This window comes from Erythrobacter aurantius (assembly GCF_023823125.1).
Lineage (GTDB): Bacteria > Pseudomonadota > Alphaproteobacteria > Sphingomonadales > Sphingomonadaceae > Erythrobacter > Erythrobacter aurantius.
This window is the reverse complement of the sequence record NZ_CP090949.1, coordinates 542,475-558,981: the sequence shown is the minus strand read 5'-3', so window position 1 is coordinate 558,981 and position 16,507 is coordinate 542,475. Positions and strand designations below refer to the sequence as shown.

The following is a 16,507-nucleotide window of genomic DNA, read 5'->3' as shown; positions in this document are numbered from 1 at the left end:
CTCAGGCTCCTTGCGCGGGAACGGCAGGGCTGCGGAAGACGATGCGGCTGCGAATCAGCCATGTCACAAGGAAGCTGACGACGATGGCCACGCCCTTGGCCAGACGCGGATCAATGCCGCTCCAGTCGCCAAAGCCGACAATCGCGGTGGTCAGGCCGAGCCCGATCAGCGCGGATATGACGAACAGCGCCTTTTGCCGGGTGCGGGCGATCCCGCCGTCGGCCACGCTATCCTGAAACACCGCGCGGCTCGACATCAGCCAATGCGCCAGAATGCCAAGCGAATAGCCCGCTGCCGAAGCTGGGGCGGCGGCAGTGCCGACCGCCATCAGACCCAGAAAGCAGCCGACATCGACTGCCAGCGCACCCACGCTGGCAAAGACATAGCGCAGGAAACGTATGTCCCCGATCTTCGCCAGAACAGAGGCGGGATTGGCTTGCACCGGCATCAGGCCCTCTTGCGGATCTCTTCGGCCTGCCCGTCATCGGGCGCAATCCGTTCGGGCACGCCGCGCAGGCTGGTGAGCGCTGCGACCTGATCCTCGCTAAGCGGCTGAGCCGCGATTTCGCGAGCGGGAATCGCTGCGTCTGCGCCTTCGTCGCCCGCCTCGTGATATTCGGCATCCTCGTTGACGCACCACGTGTCATAGACACGCTTGCCCGCGAGGATGTTCTCGACCGTCAGCATCGCCGTCATCATGGCGTGATCCTGATTGTTGTAGCGGTGCATCCCGTTGCGCCCGACAAGATGCAGGCTGGGGTGCTGATCCTCCAGCTCGACGCGCATCGCCTGCACGTTTGCTTCGTAATCGTCGTCATAGACCGGATAGGCCTTTTCCTGACGGACGACCGCGCCGGAAACCACTTTCGAAGGATCGCACAGGCCAAGGATCTGCATCTCGCGCGTGGCCTGCGCCACCAGATCCTCGTCCGAGGAAGACCACAGGCCGTCCCCTTCGAAGCAGAAGTATTCGAGGCCGACGCAGGCCATGTCCTCATCGGGCACCATTTCTGGCGACCAGCTGCGGAAATTCTGCACCCGGCCCACCTGCACCCGGTCATCGTGAATGTAGATCCAGTTGTCGGGGAACAGGTCTTCGGATTTGACCATCAGCGCCACGGTCAGGAAATCGCGGTAACGCAGTTTGTCGGCCTGAAGGCTCGATTGCGGCAGCGGATGGATCCGCTTCGACAATTCGCGCATCGGTGCGGAGCTGATCACGTGCTTGGCGCGGATTTGCGCCGTGCCGCCCGGCCCGCTGGCCACCATCGACCAGTCGTAGCCGTCTTGATTGGGGCCGATCTTTGCCAGCCGTTCAAGCGCAAGGCCCATCAGCACCTGGCCCTTGCCCGATACGATGATCTTGTCCCGCGCGGCGTCCCACATCATGCCGGGGCCAAGTCGCGGGTAGCGGAAGGTTTCGAGCAGCGTCTTCACCGCCTGCCCGTCATTGGGTTTCTTGTTGAGGCCGAGGCTGCGCTTCAATCCGTCGACGACAGCGCCCCAGAGCGACAGCCCCTTGATCCGCTGAGCCGCCCAGTCGGCGCTCATTTCATTGCACGGCATTCCCCACACCTTCTCGGTGTAGGTCTTGAAGAAGATCGAATAGAGCTTGTGGCCGAACTGGTTGGTGGTCCAGTCCTCGAAACTGCGCACGTCCTTGATAGGGAACAGCTTGTAACGCAGGTAACTCGCCATGCAGGCGGTTGAGCGCAGGATGCCGAGATTGGCCAGCGCTTCGAATGCGCGCAGCGGATAGCTGTAGAATTTGCCTTCGTAATAGATGCGACTCATGCGCGGGCGCTGGATGAAATCGTCGGGCAGGATCTCGTTCCACAGGTCGACGACTTGCTGCGACTTCGAAAAGAAGCGGTGCCCGCCGATGTCGAAGCGGTAGCCTTCGTGTTCGACGGTGCGGCTGATGCCGCCGACATAGGTTTCGTCCTTTTCGATGATGGCAACCGATTTGCCCTGCTTGGTCAGCAGGTAACCGGCGGTCAGCCCGGCAGGCCCCGCTCCGATGATTGCCACATCCACATCAATGATACCCGGCTGATCAGCGTCGCGCTGCATCATGAAAGGCCCCCGTTTCGTCGTCATGTCCGCAAGGCGCGCGGACATCCTGAAACCGGGAGTGAAGGAAATTGGTTAGCGAGGAGTAAACGAGGCAGATTAATTGCCGGATTTTTGCTGGCCGACCCGGAAAATTCCTTAATCAGGGAAGGTCTTTCCGGTAATCAGTTGAGCAGCCCCGGGCATTGCAGGCGAGCGGCGAAGCGGGCGAAATCCTCAAGCGAAAGCGTATCGTCGAACACCACGCCATAATTCTGGTCACGCCGCCAGCGCACTTTCGCCCGGACTTCCTTCATGGCGGTCCCAGGCACCGCGCTTTCCAGCCTCAGCGTCTGGTCTATCGCGAACAGCGTGTCGCATTCGAACCGCGCGCCCTGTTGGGACAGGTTTTCAACCAGGCCTTCGCTTGTGCCGGAAAGCGTCTTGATCCGGATCGGGAAATTGAGGCCCAGCCGCAGGCCGCGCTTGGGGTAGTTCCCCGCTTCGTTGATCAGCCGCCCGACATCCACCGGATTTGCAAATTCGAAACCGGCCTCATTGCCGCGGTCCCACACGTTGCGCAGTTCGTAGACGCTCCCGCCCGGCATATGCAGCTCGATCGGATCGCCCGTCGGCATCTTGTGAAACAACCGCACTGCAACCCCGGTTTCGGAGACATCGCGCACAACGCAGACGAATTCGCCTTGCGCGGTCACGAGCTTCGCCGCCCTGATCAGCAGCGTGAAGCGCGGCGCGCGGCGTTCCTCGACGTGCAGCGCTGGCTCAGCCGTTGCTTCGGGCACGGTTTCACCGAGCGGCTCTTCGCTCAAATTCGCTTTCGGATTGATCGCGGCGTTATCCATGCGTGTGTTGCCTGATCGCGGACGACATCCCGAAAGAGCGCGCGCAATCCGTTGTTATCCCTGGTCTCAATCGGCGGGCATAACGGTTGAGGGGTTAAGACAGGGATAATGGTGCGGGTGGTGGGACTCGAACCCACACGATCAAGGATCAGGGGATTTTAAGTCCCCGGCGTCTACCATTCCGCCACACCCGCCGGGCGGCATCATGGCCGTCCCTCCCCCGCGCGTTAGCCGAAAGGCGGCTTGCGGAGCAACACGATCTGAGCCGTCACCCTTTGTCTTGCACGATCATGGCGCGTGGCCCATGTCCTGCAAGGGCAACCGGCAGGGTGGGAAATTCATGGCAGGCGAGAGCTCTCAGATACTCGAAACGATCCAGCCCGCGATCACCCTGCTGGGTCTGGGCATCGGCGCGGCTTTGGTGTCGCGCGCGTGCAGGCTCAGCCCGATTGTCGGTTATCTCGTTCTGGGGCTGGGTCTGGCCGCCCTTGGCCTTGCCGACGATTTCAGCGGGCCGGTGGTGGCAACGCTGGCTGAAGCGGGCGTGATGTTCCTGTTGTTCAATCTCGGCCTGCATTTTTCGCTGGGGCGCATCAAGGCAGAGGCCGCAAACATCTTCGGCTTCGGAACCCTGCAGATGGTGGTTGCAGGCGGCGGATTTACCGCACTGTTCCTGCTTTTCGGCCTTCCGAGCGAATTTGCGATCATCGGCGGGTTCGCGCTCGGCCTGTCATCGACGGCGGTGGTGATCGGCCTGGTGCGGGAACGCGATCAGGAAGACTGCCCGGTAGGGCGCGCGGCGCAGTCGATCCTGATCTTTCAGGATATCGCCGCGATCCTGCTGCTGGTGGCGGCGGGATCGCTGGGCAGCGGCGGCGCGCTCGCGCCTGCGCTCGGCATTGCCGGATTGAAGGCGCTGGCGGCATTCGGGATCGCGGTGCTGTTCGGGCGGTATCTCACCGGGAGGCTGTTCCGCCTGATCGCGCGGGTCGGCTCAAGCGAGGTCTAAACCGCAACCGCGCTGTTCATCGCGCTGGCAGCGGGATGGGCGACCAGTATGGCCGGGCTTTCGCTCACCCTGGGTGCCTTCCTCGGCGGGATGGCGGTGGCGGATTCACGCTATCGCATCATGGTACAGACGGAAATCGACGCGTTTCGCGGGCTGTTCCTGAGCTTCTTCTTCATCTCGGTCGGTCTTTCGATCGATCCGGGATTGCTGGCCGAAAACTGGCTGTGGGTGATCCTTGCGGCGGTCGGCATGATCTCGCTGAAATGCCTGTTCAACGTGATCGCCGGGTTGGCCAACCGCTGGTCGGTGCCGGGATCGATCCAGCTTGGCTTTCTGCTGGGACAGGGCAGTGAATTCGCGCTGGTGATTTTCGCGCTCCCGGCAGTCGCGGGGCTGGTCGAACCGCGACTGATCTCGATCATGGTGACAGCAATCGCGATCAGCCTGGCGGTCACTCCGGCAATATCCAATGTCGGGCGGAAGCTCGCTGGAAAGCTGCGCGCCGGGCCTCCGGACAAGAAGCTGGCCGGAGACGATGCGCCGGTGGTGATCATCGGGCTGGGCCCGGCGGGCCGCGCGGTGGCCGATGCGCTGTCCTACAACGACATCGGCTATCTGGCAGTGGAGCCCAACCCGGAACGCTTCGAGATCGCGGTGGCAGACGGCTATCACGTGCATCAGGCCAATCCGGCCGATCCCCGCAGCTGGGACGCGATGGGCATGGGCAAGCGCGAAGTGGTGGTGATCGCGACGAACAATGTCGGGGTATCGCGCGAACTGACGCCGCTGGTGCAGGAACGCCTGCCCGGCATTGCACGGGTGATCGCCCTTCCGGGGCCGGACGGGCTGGACGAATTCGCCGAACTCGGAATGCTCCCCGTCGACGTCAAGGCGCCGCGCGGGGAGGAACAGATCATCGAAATGGTTTTTCAGGCGCTGGGGCGCGAACGCAAGCTGTCGGTCAATGAACTGACCGAAGAGGACCGCGCGCTGGAATTTGCCTGAGCGGCGCGGGCCGCCTCAGTCGTCGTTGAGGCGCTTGCGGATTTCCTTGCCCGCCTTGAAATAGGGGACGCGCTTGGCCGGAACCGGCACCGCTTCCCCGGTGCGCGGATTGCGCCCGGTGCGCGCTTCGCGCTCGCGGGTCGAGAAAGCACCGAAACCGCGCAGTTCCACCCGGCCACCTTCGGCCAGACGCTCGGTAATCTCGTCGAAGAAGATATCGACAACCTGCTCGATTTCCTCAGCGCGGAGTTCGGGGTTGTCCTTGTGCAGTTCCTGCAGCAATTCGGATCTAATCATGTTGCCCTCCGGGTGGTTTCTGCGATCCCTGTGTTCGCTTCGACACCGCTGCAGACCTTGGCCTGCCATCCTCACAACTGCCCGGACCCGAAAGGCAGTACTCACAGTGCCTAAGTGCCAGAATCGCACGGCCCTCGCAAGGACGGCGGCAAAATATCTTTACCGGAAATGCACCATCTCCACCGCGCGACTGAACGCGTGCGGGAAGGGTTGCGTTCAGCCCTGCTCGACCAGATCGGCCGGCTTCAGCCCCAGCCGCGCCATGCGCGAACGGATTTCGGGCCATTCATGCTGGAGGAAGAGTTCGCGTTCACGCTTGCGCAGCAATTCCGCCGCACCCTTGACGACATACATGCCGACGCCGCGCTGCACTTCGACAAGGCCGTCATTCTGGAATTGCTGGTAAGCCTTGGCCACGGTCAGCGGGTTCGCCCCCTGCTCCGCAGCGAGCGCGCGGACGGAAGGCAGCATTTCCCCTTCGGGATAGAGGCCTTCGATGATGGCAGCGGCGATCTGGTCGCGCAGCTTCAGGTAAACAGGTCGGCTTTGACTCATGGCATCCTCGCTAAGTGCGTCAGTGCCATAATACAGCGATGCGCGTCAAGTTCCCGCCCCTTGCCTTCTCTCCTGCGCGCTTCCGAAACAAAAGCTTCACACGGCGCAAATGGGCGTTAGTGTGCCGGGCATTGCGGCCCGGAGGATATCGGGCGCTATCGGGGATATTACAAAACAATGGTCGAAGGTCTTTTCTTCACATTCGACAGCACGTTCGAAATGTGGACTTTCCGCATTGCCGCGATTGCACTCGCGGCGTTTCTTATTGGCGGCGTGGTGCTGATCACCCGCCCTCAGGCCGAGGTGATCGGACACCCCAAGGGGCTGTTCCTGCTGTTCATGGCGGAAATGTGGGAGCGCTTTTCCTACTACGGGATGCGCGCACTCCTCATTTTCTACCTGATCCAGCACTGGCTGTTCGAGGAATCGAAGGCTTACGTCATCTACGGCGCCTACACCGCGCTCGTTTACATCGCGCCGGTTGTCGGCGGCTATCTCGCAGACCGTTACATCGGCCAGCGCAAGGCGGTGTTGTTCGGTGCGGTTTTGCTGACGTTCGGCCACTTCTTCATGGCTTTCGAAGGCAGCGGCGGACAATCCGACCCGATGATCAACGTCTTCTGGCTGGCGCTCGCTCTGATCATCGTCGGCTCGGGCTTCCTCAAGGCGAACATCTCGGTGATCGTGGGACAGCTGTATTCACGCACCGACGTGCGCCGCGATCCGGCCTACACCATCTTCTACATGGGGATTAACGTCGGCGCCGCGACAGCGTCGATCATCTGCGGCTATCTCGGCCAGACCTATGGTTGGGAATACGGCTTCGGCCTCGCCGGTTTCGGCATGCTGCTGGGCCTGATCTTCTTCGTGATCGGCAAGCCGCTGCTGCTCGGCAAGGGCGAGCCCAAGGACCCGCAGGCGATTGCCGGTGGCAAGGAATGGGGCATCTATGGCGCCGGCCTTGGCATGGTCGCGATCTGCTGGGCCGCGATCCAGTATCAGGAGCTGGTCGGAACCGTTCTTGGCGTGTTCGGCGGCGGTTTGGTCGCTTACGTCCTGTTCACCGCAGTGACCAAGCTCGCGGCGGAGGAGCGCGACCGCATCTTTGCGGCGATGTTCCTCATCCTCGTCTCGATCGTGTTCTGGGCGCTGTTCGAACAGGCCGGTTCGTCGCTTAACGTCTTCACCGAAAAGCATGTCGACACGCAGGGCGTGAACGCGTCGATGTTCCAGTCGATCAACGCGATCTACATCGTGCTGCTCGCACCGGTCTTCGCGATGATCTGGCAGGGCCTCGGCAGTCGCGGGCTTGAACCGTCGACCCCGATGAAGTTCGGCCTAGCCGTCATTCAGGTCGGGCTCGGCTTCATGGTTCTGGTGTGGGGCGCGGAAAGCGTCGGGATCGAAGTCGCCGTTCCGGTCGCCTTCATCTTCCTGATCTACCTGCTGCACACCACGGGCGAGCTGTGCCTGTCGCCGGTCGGCCTTTCGGCGATGAACCGCCTGAGCCCCGGCCACATGGCATCGCTGATCATGGGCACGTGGTTCTTCGCTTCGGCGGCGGGTAACTTTGCCGCCGGCCTGATCGCCTCGGCAACCGGCGCTGAAGGCGTGGGCGAGGAAGCGGGCAAGCAGGTGGTTCTCGACGTCTACTGGACCGTCGGCCTCTATGCAGTCGGCATCGGCATTGCCGTGATGGTCGTCAGCCCGCTGATCAAGAAGCTGATGCACCTCGACAGTCTCAAGGATGACACTGTGGACGACGATCTCCTCGGCCAGAGCGAAGTCGGCGAACCGCAGGCAGCGGGCGTGCGCCCGGCTACCCGTCCGGCGGAGTAACCCCGCTTCGCGAGGCCCGCGTCCACAAAGCTGGACAACACCCTGATTGCCCGTCAAGAAAGCATCTTTCTCGGGCAATCAGGGAACCGGCAATGGCACGCATCGGGCGTAAATGGCTTCACGGCAAAATGAATGGCGCGGCACTGGCGACGCTCGCAGGGGCGATGGCGCTGGCTGCTTGCGCAACCACCGGCTCTGCGAGCGCATCTGCCGCTTCGGGGGACGATGACGAAGCCCCGCGCTTTGCGGCCAAGACCGAAGCCGAAGGGCCATTTCCTTCGACCTATCGCCCCTACCCCGGTCGACCGACCGCGCTTGTAGGGGCAACCATCTATGACGGCGCGGGTGGCATGATCGAAGGCGGCACCGTACTGTTCCGCGATGGCAAGGTTGTCGCCGTGGGTGGCAGCGACCTTTCAACCGATGGCTATGACGTGATCGACGGCACCGGCAAATTCGTGACGCCGGGCATTATCGACATCCACTCCCACCTCGGCGATTACCCGACCCCTTCGGTCGATGCGCATTCAGACGGGAATGAGGCGACCAGCCCGACCACACCCGAAGTCTGGGCCGAACATTCGGTCTGGCCGCAAGACCCCGGCTTCACCCGCGCGCTCGCCAATGGCGGGATCACGAGCTTGCAGATCCTGCCCGGCTCGGCGAACCTCATGGGCGGCCGCTCGGTCACATTGAAGAATGTGCCCGCGCGCACCGTGCAGGGGATGAAGTTCCCCGGTGCGCCCTATGGCTTCAAGATGGCCTGCGGCGAAAACCCCAAGCGGGTTTATGGCAACCGTGGCCGCATGCCTTCGACCCGCATGGGCAATTTCGCGGTCAACCGCCAGACCTGGCTCGACGCGATCGATTACGCCAACAACGACAAGGCGGATCGCGATCTCGCCAAGGAAACGCTGGTGGGCGTGCTCAAGGGCGAAATCCTCGTCCACAATCACTGCTATCGCGCTGACGAAATGGCGCTGGTGATGGATATGGCCAAGGAGATGGGATACCGCGTCACCGCCTTCCATCATGCTGTCGAAGCCTACAAGATCGGCGACCTGCTGCGCGAAAACGACGTGTGCAGCGCGATCTGGGCCGACTGGTACGGCTTCAAGATGGAAAGCTATGACGGCATCCTCGAAAACGCCGCCTTCCTGCAGCGCGAAGGCGCCTGCGTGGTGATCCATTCGGACAGCGAAAACGACATCCAGCGGCTCAATCAGGAAGCCGCCAAGGCACAGGCCGCCGGTCGGCGTGTGGGGATCGACATCAGCGATGCCACCGTCATCAGCTGGATCACCCTCAACGCCGCCAAGGCGATGGGCATCGATTCAATGACGGGCAGCCTCGAGCCGGGCAAGATGGCCGATGTGGTGCTGTGGAACGGCAATCCGCTGAGCGTCTACTCCCGCCCCGAACGCGTCTGGATCGACGGCGCGCTGATGTTCAACGCGATGGACCGCAGCCGCCGGCCGGTGACCGATTTCGAGCTTGGCCAGCCCGGTGAAGGAGACGTGAAATGAAGCACTTCCTCGCACTTGCCGCTTCGGCCATCGCTCTTGCCGCCACGCCCGCTGCGGCTCAGGACTTCGTGATCGTCAACGCGACCGTCGCAATCGGTGACGGCAGCGAACCGATCAGGGACGGCGTCGTCATCGTCGAAGGCGGCAAGGTTGCCTACGCCGGAGCACCCGACGGGCGGACCATTGATACCGATCAGGTGATCGACGCGAATGATGCCTGGGTCACGCCCGGCCTGTTTGCCGCCGTCACCACGCTCGGCCTGTCGGATGTCGGCGCGGTGAGCGAATCCAACGATATCAGCGCGGGCGGCGCACCGTTCAGCGCGGCTCTGGACGTGGCGCCGATCGTCAACCCGACCTCGCAGCACATCCTTGTCAGCCGGGCAGGAGGGATTACCCGCGCGGCGACCACCACCATGCCTTCGGGCTCGATCTTTGGCGGGCATGGCGCGATCATCGATCTGGATGGTGATGCCAACCCGATCATGAAATCGCGCGCGTTCCAGATGGTCGCGCTGGGCGAACGCGGGGCGAGCCTTTCGGGCGGCAGCCGCGCTTCGGCCTTCGTCCTGTTCCGCAACGCGCTCAAGGAAGCGCAGGGTTTGCGCGGCTCGACCGGCACGCCCCAGATTTCCGAGATCGCCAAGGATGACGATCTGTTCCTCGGCCGGTTCGATGCAGAGGCGCTGATCCCCGTGCTGAACGGGACGCAAAAGCTGTATGTCGCGGTTGACCGGGCTGCGGACATTCGCGCTGCGCTTGCGCTCAAGGGTGAATTCCCACGGCTAGACATGGTGCTGGTGGGCGCGGGTGAAGGCTGGCTGGTGGCGGATGCTATCGCCGCTGCGGGTGTTCCGGTGATCGCCGACGCGCTCGACGACCTGCCTGAAACCTTCGAGGTTCTGGCCGCAACCCAGAGCAATATCGGCCGCATGATGCGCGCCGGGGTGAAGGTCGCGATCAGCGCCAGTTCCGGCACCAATCCGCGCAACATGCCGCAGGCCGCCGGCAACCTCGTCGCGCTGGGCAAGATCCCGGGCGCAGCGGGCCTCAGCTGGGGTCAGGCTTTCGCCGCGATCAGCTCGATCCCGGCGGCAATCAACGGCTATGATGGCACGGCAGGCGTGCTGAAGCCCGGCGCGCTGGGCGATGTGGTGATGTGGGATGGCGATCCGCTGGAGGTTCGTTCGGTGCCGACAAAGGTCTTCATCGGCGGCGTCGAGCAATCGCTTGAAAACCACCAGAGCCGGTTGCGCCAACGCTATCTCGACCTCGACGAAAGCGACCTGCCAAAGGCCTACGACTGGTGAGGGGAGTATTGACGCTCCCGGCGCTGGCGCTGGGACTTGCTTGCGCTTCGCCGGTTCTGGCCGAAGAGCAGGCCGATCCAGATGCCGAAGCTGCCGAACTGGCCTATCACAACGCCCAGCAGGCCTATCTGTCGGGCCTGATGGCGAGCGATGGCTGGTACACGATGGATGGCGGCCTGCGCTGGCGCTATGTCGAATATCGCGGAACGGGTGCGAAGCCGACTGTCGAGGACACGGTAACGGTGCATTATGCCGGCACCTTCATCGACGGCACGACATTCGACAGTTCGTTCGACCGGGGAACGCCCGCGACATTCCCGCTGAGCGGACTGATCCCGGCGTGGAAGCTGGCAATCCCGCAGATGGCGGTCGGTGAGACGATCGAGATCGCCGCTCCTGCCAGCCTTGCCTATGGGCCAAGGGGGCGCAGGACGATACCAGGCGGGGCAACACTGCTGTTCAAGGTGCAATTGCTGGATATTGCCGGGCGATAGCGATTGGTCCATGCTCGGCATCAAAGGGATGAGGTGAGCCATGCACGGGACGATCATCGCACTAATCGCGGCCAATATTGCCTTCGTCGGCACACATTTCGCCATGTCGCATCCGCTTCGCGCGCCGATGGTAAAGGCGCTTGGACCGATGCTGTTCCAGATCGTCTATTCGCTGGTCAGCTTTGCGACGCTGGGCTGGGTCTATTTCGCCTTCAAGGCCGCTCCGCCCGCCGATTTGCAAGGCAGCGGCGACATCGGATGGATCATTGCCACCATTCTGACACTTCCGGCGCTGGTTCTGTTGGCAGGCTCGCTGATGGGCAACCCGGCCCTGCCCACGCCTCAGGCGGAGGATCAGGCCCGCGCCGAACCCAAAGGCGTGTTCAAGGTCACCCGCCATCCGATGATGTGGGGCATCGGCCTGTGGGCGCTTTCGCACATCGTGTTGTTCTGGAGCCTGCGCACCACGGTGACCGCGCTGGCCATGGGTATTCTCGCACTGGTCGGGGCAAGGCTGCAGGATCGCAAGAAGGAAGCGCTGATGGGCGACGCCTGGCAGGTCTGGGAAAGCCGGACGAGCTACTGGCCGCGATGGGGGGCGTTGCCCGGTGTGGGGGCCATGCCCTGGGCGGTCGGGCTGATCCTGTTCATCTTCTTCAGCTGGCTGCACATGCCGCTAGGCGGAATTCCCGCCGGGATCTGGCGCTGGTTTTGAGCAAGCCGGACGTTTGCGGCAGAGCGCAATTGTAACCGCGATGCATGGCAGAGCGAATACTGCGAGCACCGGTCAATTTCTGTTCATCGCACGGCGCTATCCAACAGGAATATGACACGCATGGGCGCATGGATCACTGATTGGGCCGCTTGCGTTCCTATGTGACCGAAAACGGCTCGCACCGGTGGCGATGAAATCGGGACACGCCTTCGCTGGCAGGAGATGGGCAATGCCGAATGCATCATTGTTGCTGATGACATCGCCCATGTTGCTGGGAAATGCGCCATTGGCCGCGTCTGAAGCCGCTCTTGTGCCAACTACCGTGGCTGTGGTGCGAAGCCTGCCGGGTAGCGAGGCGGAGGTTTTGCCGATCGGCTGGTCGCTGGCACTTGCGCAGGACAGCGGGTCAACCCCGCCCGAAGATCAACCGGGGACCGGGGAGCCGGCAACCGAGGCCGAGAACGAAATCGTTGTCCAAGGCGAATATGGGCCCGTCGATGCAGACCCGATCGGGGCCTTCAACGAAACCAGCTATCGGCTCACCCAGAATCTCGATCAGACCTTTGTCGAGCCGGTAGCCTATGCCTACCGCGACGGTCTGCCCGATCCCTTGCGGGACGGGCTCGGCAATGTCGTGCGCAACCTTCGTGAGCCGGCGAATTTCCTGAACTTCCTGCTGCAATTGAAAGTGGGCAAGGCCTTCGAGACGCTCGGCCGCTTCGCGATCAATTCCACGCTCGGGCTGGGCGGTTTGATCGACGTTGCAGAGAAACCCGGCATCGGGCTGCCCTATCGCCGCAACGGCTTTGCCAACACGCTCGGCTACTACGGGGTCGACAGCGGCGCCTATCTCTATTTGCCGATCGCGGGCGCGACGAGCGTGCGCGACCTGTTCGGGGACACGCTCGATCAATTCGTGCTGCCGGTGGCAGTTGGGCGGCCGTTCAACACGCCCGCCTATGCCGCGCCCTATTTCGTCATCAGCAATCTCGATACCCGGCTCGAAGTCGATGCCGAGCTGGAACGGATCGGGGAGACGGTTGATCCCTATGCCGCACGGCGCGACACCTATCTTTACCGGCGCGAGCGGGAGATTGCCTTGCTCAGAGGAGAAGAACCGCCCGAGCCACCAACGATCCTGCGCGAGATCGAAGGGACTGACGATCTTCTCAACGATGATGCCGATGCGCAGGTGCCCGCGCCCTCGATTTCATACGAGGACACGGTCGGCACCACCGTTACGGACATCACGATCACCCAGCCAACTTCGCGCTGAGGCGTGCTGGCATATGCCGCGAGCGCGTGTCAGGCTCGTGCTTCTTCAACCCCGTCGGTGTCGACACCGGTTGAATTGTGTTTGAGCGCCTTCAGCACCGTCTCGACGATATGAGGGGCCGTAAGACCAGCCTCTTCATACTGCTTTTCCGGTGAATCCTGATCCTGGAACACGTCGGGCAGGCGCATGGTGCGCACCTTCAGGCCGTTGTCGGTCAGGCCTTCGTCGGTGGCGAAGGTCAGCACATGCGCGCCAAGACCGCCGATGGCGCCTTCTTCGACTGTCACCACGACATCATGCGTGCGCATCAGGCGCGCGATCATGTCGGTGTCGAGCGGCTTGGCAAAGCGCAGGTCGGCAACGGTTGTTGACAGGCCCTTGGCTTCCAGCGTGTCGGCAGCCTTCTTCGCTTCCTCAAGCCGCGCGCCCAGCGAAAGGATCGCCACCTTGCTACCCTCGCGCACGATGCGGCCTTTGCCGATTTCGAGCTTTTGCGGGACTTCGGGCAGCGGCACGCCGACGCCGTTGCCGCGCGGATAGCGGAAGGCGATCGGGCCTTCGTCATATTCGGCTGCGGTGTAGGTCATGTGGACCAGTTCCGCTTCATCAGCGGCGGCCATCACTACCATGTTGGGCAGCGTCGCCAGATAGGTGATGTCGAACGATCCGGCATGGGTGCAGCCGTCCGCACCGACCAATCCGGCACGGTCAATCGCGAAACGGACCGGCAGGTTCTGAATCGCGACATCGTGCACGACCTGATCGTAGGCGCGCTGCAGGAAAGTCGAATAGATCGCGGCGAACGGTCGCATGCCTTGCGCCGCAAGTCCGGCGGCAAAGGTTACCCCGTGCTGCTCGGCGATGCCGACGTCGAAGCTGCGATCCGGGTGGCGCTTGGCAAAGCGATCAACGCCCGTGCCAGACGGCATGGCCGCCGTGATCGCGCAAATGCGGCTGTCGGTGTCTGCCAGATCGGCCAGAGTGTCGCCAAACACGTTCTGATAGGCGGGCGGACCGTCGGCGCTCTTCTTCTTTTCGCCGGTGATCACGTCAAATTTGGGCACGCCGTGATATTTGTCGGCGCTTTCCTCGGCGAACTTGTAGCCCTTGCCCTTGGTCGTGACAACGTGGATCAGCACCGGCCCTTCGGAAGTGTCGCGCACATTCTCAAGCACCGGGATAAGGTGATCGAGATTGTGCCCGTCGATCGGCCCGACGTAGTAGAAGCCGAGTTCCTCGAACAGGGTTCCGCCCGTCACCATGCCGCGCGAATATTCCTCGGCCCGGCGCAGCCCTTCGTGCATGCGGCGGCTCATTTTCTTGACCGCACGCGAAGCGAGGCTGCGCAGGCCAAGATATTCGCTGGAGGACACCATCCGGGCGAGATAGGCGGACAGCCCGCCCACCGGCGGAGCAATCGACATATCGTTATCGTTCAGGATCACGACGAGGCGATTACCGGCAGCCGCCGCATTGTTCATCGCTTCATAGGCCATGCCGGCGCTCATCGCGCCGTCGCCGATCACGGCGATCCCGCGACCGGGCTTGTTGTTCAGCTTGTTGGCTATGGCAAAGCCGAGCGCAGCCGAGATCGAAGTGGACGAGTGCGCCGCACCGAACGGATCGTATTCGCTTTCAGCACGCTTGGTGAAGCCCGAAAGGCCCCCGCCCTGGCGCAGCGTGCGGATACGATCACGACGTCCGGTGATGATCTTGTGCGGGTAGCATTGGTGGCCCACGTCCCACACCAGCTTGTCGTCCGGCGTGTTGAAGACATAGTGGATCGCAACCGTCAACTCGACGACGCCAAGGCCGGAGCCAAGGTGGCCGCCAGAGGTGCTGACCGCGTCGAGCATTTCGGCGCGCAGTTCGTCGGACAATTGGCGCAGCTGTTCCGGTTTCAGCTTGCGGAGCTCTTCAGGTGTCGGGACCTGATCGAGCAATGGAGTTTCAGGCGGTCGATTCATAATGTCAGGCCTACACCTTTGCGAAGGCAGTGTCGATAAACCCTTGAACCGCGCCGAAACGCGGCTCTCGGAATGGATTGGAATAATGGAGGGGAAGTCGCGTCAGGCGCAGGTTTCGCAGAGACCGCGAATTTCCAGCACCGGGCGTTCAGGCTTGAACCCCTTGGAAGCGGCAAGCGCCCGGATCGTCTTGCTGACGGTTTCGTCATCGACATGCTTGGCTTCGCCGCATTCGTCACAGACGAGGAATATGCAGTCATGTTCGCAACCAGGGTGCGAATTGGCGAGATAGGCATTCGCGCTTTCGACCCGCATCGAAAGATTGTTCGCCACGAACAGGTCTAGGATACGGTAGATGCTGTTGGGCGCGACGCGCTTGCCGCGCTGGGCGGAAAGATTATCGGCGATGTCATAGGCCGAAACCGGCCGTTCGTGCTTTGCCAGTTCGGCAAACACCGCCTCGCGCATGCTCGTCCATTGTTCGCCGGAGGCAATCAGTGCGTCGCGCGCCGCAGCGATCAGTTCGGCTCCGCTGTGCTCTTCATGAGCGTGATGATGATGTGTCGCCATGCGGCCAATATAAGCGGCAGTGGCGCGGAACGCCAGACGCTCAGGCCCGCTCAGCCGTCGCGCAGAAACTCGGGCCGGAAGTCTGCCGGGAACATGACTTTCAGCGCGTCAACCTTGGGCTTGTCCCAGCGCAGGATGTACCCGTGGCTCGGATTTTTGGCCATGAAATCCTGATGATAGCGCTCCGCCGGATAGAAAGTGCGCTGCGCCTCGATCCGGGTCACTATCGGTTTATCCCAGATGCCTGAACGCTCCATCTGTGCCAGATAGGCTTCGGCCACGGCGCGCTGTTCGGCGCTGGTTGGGATAATCGCGCTGCGGTAATGGGTGCCTACATCCGGCCCCTGACGGTTGCGCAGGGTCGGGTCGGCAACCACCGAAAAGAAAATGCGCAGCAGTTCGTCATAGCGGATGACGTAAGGATCGTATGTCATTTGCACCGATTCCGCATGGGCCGTTCCGCCGGCGATGATGCGGTTGTAGCTGGCGGTCGCGGCAGAGCCGCCGTGATATCCCGATACGGCGGACTTCACACCCTTCACATGGCTGAACACGCCTTCGACGCCCCAGAAACAACCGCCGGCGAAAATCGCCGTCTTCAACCCGGCGCCCTCCCTTGCGGTGCGCTGCGCAGCCGGAGCATTGACCGGCTTTTCCAGCGCCAGCGCGGGCGAGGGCAGCGAGGTGAATGCGAAGCCCGCGGCAGCCAGCGCCGCTGCGGCGAAGGGAAGGGCCAACTTCATTGCGCCACCTCAAGGGGTGCGATCTGGAATTCGGGCGACGGCTGCGGCGCCTCAAGCGGCTGGGCCGCACGGGCGGGCGTTTCGATATTGCCGCCCCACTGGTCGATTGTGGCCACCGCTACGATGAGCGAGCCGGCGACAAAGCCGATGCCGAAATTGCGAAACAGGTCAGAGGACAAAAGGTTCATGGCGCTCTCGCGGCGGTGATTTCTTCGGGGCTGCAACGGCGGTTAAAAGCGGCGCGATTGCGCCACAATGAACAGCCCTGTCTTGCGACAGTTCGTTA

Annotated in this window: 16 protein-coding genes, 1 tRNA gene and 1 pseudogene; 8 read left to right on the top strand and 10 right to left on the bottom strand. The window is 62.5% G+C overall.

The window, feature by feature from the left end; genetic code table 11:
* Position 1 precedes the first annotated feature (1 nt).
* The 4 genes from L1K66_RS02855 to L1K66_RS02840 form a co-directional block, all read right to left on the bottom strand.
* On the bottom strand, positions 2-448 hold the full coding sequence (locus tag L1K66_RS02855) for a GtrA family protein (RefSeq protein WP_034956337.1): 447 nt from the start codon (positions 446-448) through the stop codon (positions 2-4).
* Positions 448-2,076 carry an NAD(P)/FAD-dependent oxidoreductase gene (locus L1K66_RS02850; protein ID WP_407931972.1) on the bottom strand — a complete coding sequence of 543 codons (1,629 nt, stop codon included), beginning with the start codon at positions 2,074-2,076 and terminating at the stop codon, positions 448-450. The genes L1K66_RS02855 and L1K66_RS02850 overlap by 1 nt, the downstream gene beginning before the upstream one ends.
* 161 nt (positions 2,077-2,237) lie before the next feature.
* A complete protein-coding gene (locus L1K66_RS02845; RefSeq protein WP_252259529.1) occupies positions 2,238-2,915 on the bottom strand; it encodes a PilZ domain-containing protein in 678 nt (225 codons plus the stop codon).
* Between the two features lie 109 nt (positions 2,916-3,024).
* Positions 3,025-3,109: transfer RNA gene (locus L1K66_RS02840), tRNA-Leu, on the bottom strand.
* 11 nt (positions 3,110-3,120) lie between these two features.
* On the opposite strand from L1K66_RS02840, the pseudogene L1K66_RS02835 reads away from it, so the two are divergent.
* Both L1K66_RS02835 and L1K66_RS02830 read left to right on the top strand, forming a co-directional pair.
* Positions 3,121-4,371 (top strand): annotated as a pseudogene (locus tag L1K66_RS02835) (cation:proton antiporter); the annotation flags it as partial.
* Positions 4,345-4,929, top strand: a complete 585-nt coding sequence (locus L1K66_RS02830; RefSeq protein ID WP_252260572.1) for an NAD-binding protein — start codon at positions 4,345-4,347, stop codon at positions 4,927-4,929. The pseudogene L1K66_RS02835 and the gene L1K66_RS02830, both read left to right, overlap by 27 nt.
* A gap of 15 nt (positions 4,930-4,944) precedes the next feature.
* On the opposite strand, the gene L1K66_RS02825 is transcribed toward L1K66_RS02830, so the two are convergent.
* Both L1K66_RS02825 and L1K66_RS02820 read right to left on the bottom strand, forming a co-directional pair.
* The gene (locus L1K66_RS02825) at positions 4,945-5,226 is read right to left on the bottom strand and encodes an integration host factor subunit beta (RefSeq protein WP_034956919.1); all 282 of its coding nucleotides are present in this window, start codon (positions 5,224-5,226) and stop codon (positions 4,945-4,947) included.
* Between the two features lie 216 nt (positions 5,227-5,442).
* Positions 5,443-5,781, bottom strand: a complete 339-nt coding sequence (locus L1K66_RS02820) for a GntR family transcriptional regulator (protein ID WP_034956338.1) — start codon at positions 5,779-5,781, stop codon at positions 5,443-5,445.
* A gap of 177 nt (positions 5,782-5,958) precedes the next feature.
* On the opposite strand from L1K66_RS02820, the gene L1K66_RS02815 reads away from it, so the two are divergent.
* The 6 genes from L1K66_RS02815 (at position 5,959) to L1K66_RS02790 (ending at position 12,941) form a co-directional block, all read left to right on the top strand.
* On the top strand, positions 5,959-7,620 hold the full coding sequence (locus tag L1K66_RS02815; RefSeq protein WP_252259528.1) for a peptide MFS transporter: 1,662 nt from the start codon (positions 5,959-5,961) through the stop codon (positions 7,618-7,620).
* 128 nt (positions 7,621-7,748) lie between these two features.
* The gene (locus tag L1K66_RS02810) at positions 7,749-9,146 is read left to right on the top strand and encodes an amidohydrolase (protein ID WP_407931996.1); all 1,398 of its coding nucleotides are present in this window, start codon (positions 7,749-7,751) and stop codon (positions 9,144-9,146) included.
* Positions 9,143-10,456: an amidohydrolase family protein gene (locus tag L1K66_RS02805; protein ID WP_252259526.1), complete on the top strand. Its 1,314-nt coding sequence runs from the start codon at positions 9,143-9,145 to the stop codon at positions 10,454-10,456. Before L1K66_RS02810 ends, L1K66_RS02805 begins: the two co-directional genes overlap by 4 nt.
* Positions 10,453-10,950 (top strand): FKBP-type peptidyl-prolyl cis-trans isomerase, encoded by a 498-nt coding sequence (locus L1K66_RS02800; RefSeq protein WP_330221249.1) that lies wholly within the window; start codon positions 10,453-10,455, stop codon positions 10,948-10,950. Before L1K66_RS02805 ends, L1K66_RS02800 begins: the two co-directional genes overlap by 4 nt.
* 40 nt (positions 10,951-10,990) lie before the next feature.
* Positions 10,991-11,665 (top strand): NnrU family protein, encoded by a 675-nt coding sequence (locus L1K66_RS02795; protein WP_051700445.1) that lies wholly within the window; start codon positions 10,991-10,993, stop codon positions 11,663-11,665.
* Positions 11,666-11,894: 229 nt separating this feature from the next.
* Positions 11,895-12,941, top strand: coding sequence for an MlaA family lipoprotein (locus L1K66_RS02790; RefSeq protein WP_252259525.1), 1,047 nt, complete (start codon positions 11,895-11,897; stop codon positions 12,939-12,941).
* Between the two features lie 29 nt (positions 12,942-12,970).
* On the opposite strand, the gene dxs is transcribed toward L1K66_RS02790, so the two are convergent.
* The 4 genes from dxs to L1K66_RS02770 form a co-directional block, all read right to left on the bottom strand.
* Positions 12,971-14,908: a 1-deoxy-D-xylulose-5-phosphate synthase gene (gene dxs, locus L1K66_RS02785; RefSeq protein ID WP_252259524.1), complete on the bottom strand. Its 1,938-nt coding sequence runs from the start codon at positions 14,906-14,908 to the stop codon at positions 12,971-12,973.
* Positions 14,909-15,010: 102 nt separating this feature from the next.
* On the bottom strand, positions 15,011-15,478 hold the full coding sequence (locus L1K66_RS02780) for a Fur family transcriptional regulator (protein WP_252259523.1): 468 nt from the start codon (positions 15,476-15,478) through the stop codon (positions 15,011-15,013).
* Between the two features lie 50 nt (positions 15,479-15,528).
* A complete protein-coding gene (gene msrA, locus L1K66_RS02775; protein ID WP_252259522.1) occupies positions 15,529-16,221 on the bottom strand; it encodes a peptide-methionine (S)-S-oxide reductase MsrA in 693 nt (230 codons plus the stop codon).
* Entirely contained in the window at positions 16,218-16,409 is a 192-nt protein-coding gene (locus tag L1K66_RS02770; protein ID WP_252259521.1) for a hypothetical protein, read from the bottom strand. The genes msrA and L1K66_RS02770 overlap by 4 nt, the downstream gene beginning before the upstream one ends.
* Between the last annotated feature and the right edge of the window lie 98 nt (positions 16,410-16,507).